The organism is Actibacterium sp. (assembly GCF_041584535.1).
Taxonomy (GTDB): Bacteria; Pseudomonadota; Alphaproteobacteria; order Rhodobacterales; family Rhodobacteraceae; genus Actibacterium_D.
This window is the reverse complement of sequence record NZ_JBFHDW010000277.1, coordinates 1-3,379: the sequence shown is the minus strand read 5'-3', so window position 1 is coordinate 3,379 and position 3,379 is coordinate 1. Positions and strand designations below refer to the sequence as shown.

At 60.8% G+C, this 3,379-nt stretch carries 3 protein-coding genes; all 3 read right to left on the bottom strand.

Annotated elements, in window-relative coordinates:
- Positions 1-968, bottom strand: a 968-nt coding sequence (locus tag ABYW26_RS12245) for an ATP-binding cassette domain-containing protein (protein ID WP_372605182.1), incomplete at its 3' end; no start/stop codon positions are given.
- Entirely contained in the window at positions 965-2,071 is a 1,107-nt protein-coding gene (locus ABYW26_RS12240) for an ABC transporter permease (protein ID WP_372605181.1), read from the bottom strand. The genes ABYW26_RS12240 and ABYW26_RS12245, both read right to left, overlap by 4 nt.
- A 2-nt stretch (positions 2,072-2,073) precedes the next feature.
- The gene (locus tag ABYW26_RS12235) at positions 2,074-3,225 is read right to left on the bottom strand and encodes a microcin C ABC transporter permease YejB (protein ID WP_372605180.1); all 1,152 of its coding nucleotides are present in this window, start codon (positions 3,223-3,225) and stop codon (positions 2,074-2,076) included.
- Positions 3,226-3,379: the final 154 nt, after the last annotated feature.

Below are 3,379 nucleotides of genomic sequence, written 5' to 3'. Positions count from 1 at the left end.
GTCTTGCCCGAGCCGCTTTCGCCGACAATGCCCAAGGTCTCACCCGCGCGCACGCTGATCGAGGCGTCGTTCACTGCTTTCACATGGCCCACGGTCTTGCGCATCAGGCCGCGCTGGATCGGGAACCAGACCCGCAGGTTCCGGGTTTCAACCACCTGCACCGCGTCTTCGGGCGCCGGGTCAGGCCGGCCCGAGGGCTCGGCCGCCAACAGCATTTGCGTATAGGGATGCAGGGGATTGGCGAAAATCTCGGCCGTGGGGCCGGATTCGACGATCTCGCCATCCTTCATCACACAGACACGGTCGGCGATGCGGCGCACGATGCCAAGGTCATGGGTGATGAACAGCAGGCTCATGTCCTCGGACCGTTTCAGCTCGGCCAGAAGGTCCAGAATCTGTGCCTGAATGGTCACGTCCAGCGCGGTTGTCGGCTCGTCCGCGATCAACAGGTCCGGGCCGTTGGCCAGCGCCATGGCGATCATCACCCGCTGGCGCTGACCGCCGGACAACTGGTGCGGATAGGCGTTCAGGCGGGTTTCCGGGTCGCGGATGCCGACCTTGGTCAGTAGATCCAGAATGCGCACCCGCACCGCCGTGCCGCGCAGGCCCTGATGCAGTTCGATGCTTTCGCTCAGCTGTTTTTCCAACGTGTGCAACGGGTTCAGCGACGTCATCGGCTCTTGAAAGATAAAGCTGATGTCATTGCCACGCACCTGCCGCAGCCGCGCCTTGTCGGCGCCGACCATCTGTTGCCCGTCATAGGTGATCGAGCCGGTGATCGTCGCGCTGTCGGGCAGCAGCGACACGGTAGACAGCGCCGTCACCGACTTGCCCGAGCCGGATTCCCCGACCAAGGCCACGGTCTCGCCCTTGCCGACGGTGAACGACACCCCGCGCACCGCCGGGTGATCCTTACCGTCCTGCCGAAAGCTGACGGACAGGTTCTGAACCTCTAGCACACCGCTCATTGAAAGGTTTTCCGTGGGTCAAATGCGTCGCGGACGCCTTCAAAGATGAACACCAGCAGCGACAGCATCAATGCGAAGGTGACAAAGGCGGTAAAGCCCAGCCACGGCGCCTGAAGGTTCTGTTTGGCCTGCAAGGTCAGCTCGCCCAGACTGGGGGCCGAGGACGGCAGGCCGAAGCCCAGAAAATCCAGCGCCGCCAGCGATCCGATGGTGCCGGTGATGATGAACGGCAGCATGGTCAGCGTCGCCACCATCGCGTTGGGCAGCATGTGCCGGAACATGATCGTGGTATTGCTGACCCCCAGCGCCCGCGCCGCCCGCACATATTCGAAATTGCGCGCTCGCAGGAATTCTGCCCGCACCACGCCGACCAGCGATGGCCAGCCGAACAGCGCCATCAGGAACACCAGCAGCCAGAAACTGCGGCCCAAAATCGCGAACAGGATGATGATGATGTAAAGCTGCGGGGTCGAGGACCAGATCTCGATCACCCGCTGAAAGATCAGATCGACCCAGCCGCCGAAATAGCCCTGAACCGCCCCGGCCGCGATACCGATCACCGAAGCAATCGAGGTCACGATCAGCGTGAACAGGATCGACAGCCGAAAGCCGTAGATCACCCGCGCCAGCACGTCGCGCGCGGTGTCGTCGGTGCCCAGCAGATGCGCTTTGTCCGGCATGGATGGCGCGGTGCCGCCGATGTCGTTGACGGTGGAATAGCTATAGGGGATGGGCGGCCACAGGATCTTGCCCTTTTCAATCGCTTCGCCGTCGATCACCCCGTCGGCGGCATCCTCGATCAGCGCCTCGGGCGTGTCCCAGCAGTCTTCGATCCCGCCGGTGACGATCAGGCACTGAACCTCGATATCGCGGTAAACCGCCTCGGTCCGCAGATCACCGCCAAAGGCGGTCTCGGGATAGAAATTATAGATCGGCACGAAGGTTTCGCCGCGATAGCGCACGAAGATCGGCTTGTCGTTGGCCAGAACCTCAGCAAACAGCGACAGGCCGAACAGCAGCGCAAAGACCATCAGCGACCAATAGGCCCGGCGGTTGCGTTTGAAATTGCGCCAGCGGCGTTGATTGAGGGGCGAGAGGGCCATATTCAGGTCCTCCGGATTTCAAAATCGATCCGCGGATCGACGAACACATACATCAGGTCCGACAGGATGCCGACCAGCAGGCCAATCAGGCCGAATACGTAAAGCGTGCCGAACACGATCGGATAGTCGCGGGCGACGGCGGCCTCGAACCCCAGGCGGCCCAGACCGTCCAGCGAAAAGATCGTCTCGATGATGATGGACGAGCCAAAAAACACACTGATGAACAGGCCCGGAAACGACGCGATCACGATCAGCATGGCGTTGCGGAACACATGGCCATACAGCACCCGGCGTTCGCTCAGGCCCTTGGCCCGGGCGGTGATGACATATTGCTTCTTGATCTCGTCCAGAAACGAATTCTTGGTCAGCAGGGTCAACGTGGCAAAGCTGCTGATGGTGCTGGCGACCACCGGCAGGGTGATGTGCCAGAAATAATCGGCCACCTTGCCGATCATGCTCAGGTCTTCCCAGCCGTCCGAGGTCAGGCCACGCAGCGGGAACCATTTGAAATAGGACCCACCGGCGAACAGCACCAACAGCAGGATCGCGAACAGAAAGCCGGGAATGGCATAGCCGATGATGATCGCGCCGCTGGTCCATGTATCAAACGACGACCCGTCCTTGACCGCCTTGCGTATGCCCAGCGGGATCGAGATCAGATAGGCGATCAGCGTCGACCACAGGCCCAGCGTGATCGAGACCGGCATTTTCTCAAGCACCAGATCAATGACCGACATCGATCGGAAATAGCTTTCTCCGAAATCGAAGCGCATGTAGTTGCCCATCAGGATCACGAAACGCTCGGCGATGCCGATCTTTTCCTTGCTACAATCGGGCGAATCCAGCGTCGGCTCGCCGACATAGCCCGGCGCACAGGTGATGCGGGCAAAGCCCATCTCGATCTCAAGCTCGTCCAGAAACTCGGGCGGCAGGCCGCGCGCCCCGGCATAGCGTTCTTCGCCCTGCCCCATGGTTTCGCCCACGTCACCGCCGCCGGCGATGCCCTGAAACACATCGCCTTCGCCCTGAACCTGCGCGATGATCTGTTCGATCGGCCCGCCCGGCACGAATTGGGTCAGGCCGAAATTGATCACCATGATCCCCAGCAAAGTGGGGATGATCAGCAATAATCGCCTGAAGATATAGGCGCCCATATCAGTTGCTCTGCCCTTTTTTCGGGATGGCGCCAGCGGCCATTAGCTTTTCTGCTTTTTCGGCGTTGTACCACCAGAAGTCGAGATTACCCAGCGCATAGGGCGGCATATTCTCGGGGTGCTCATACATGTCGTAATAAGCGACGGTATGGGT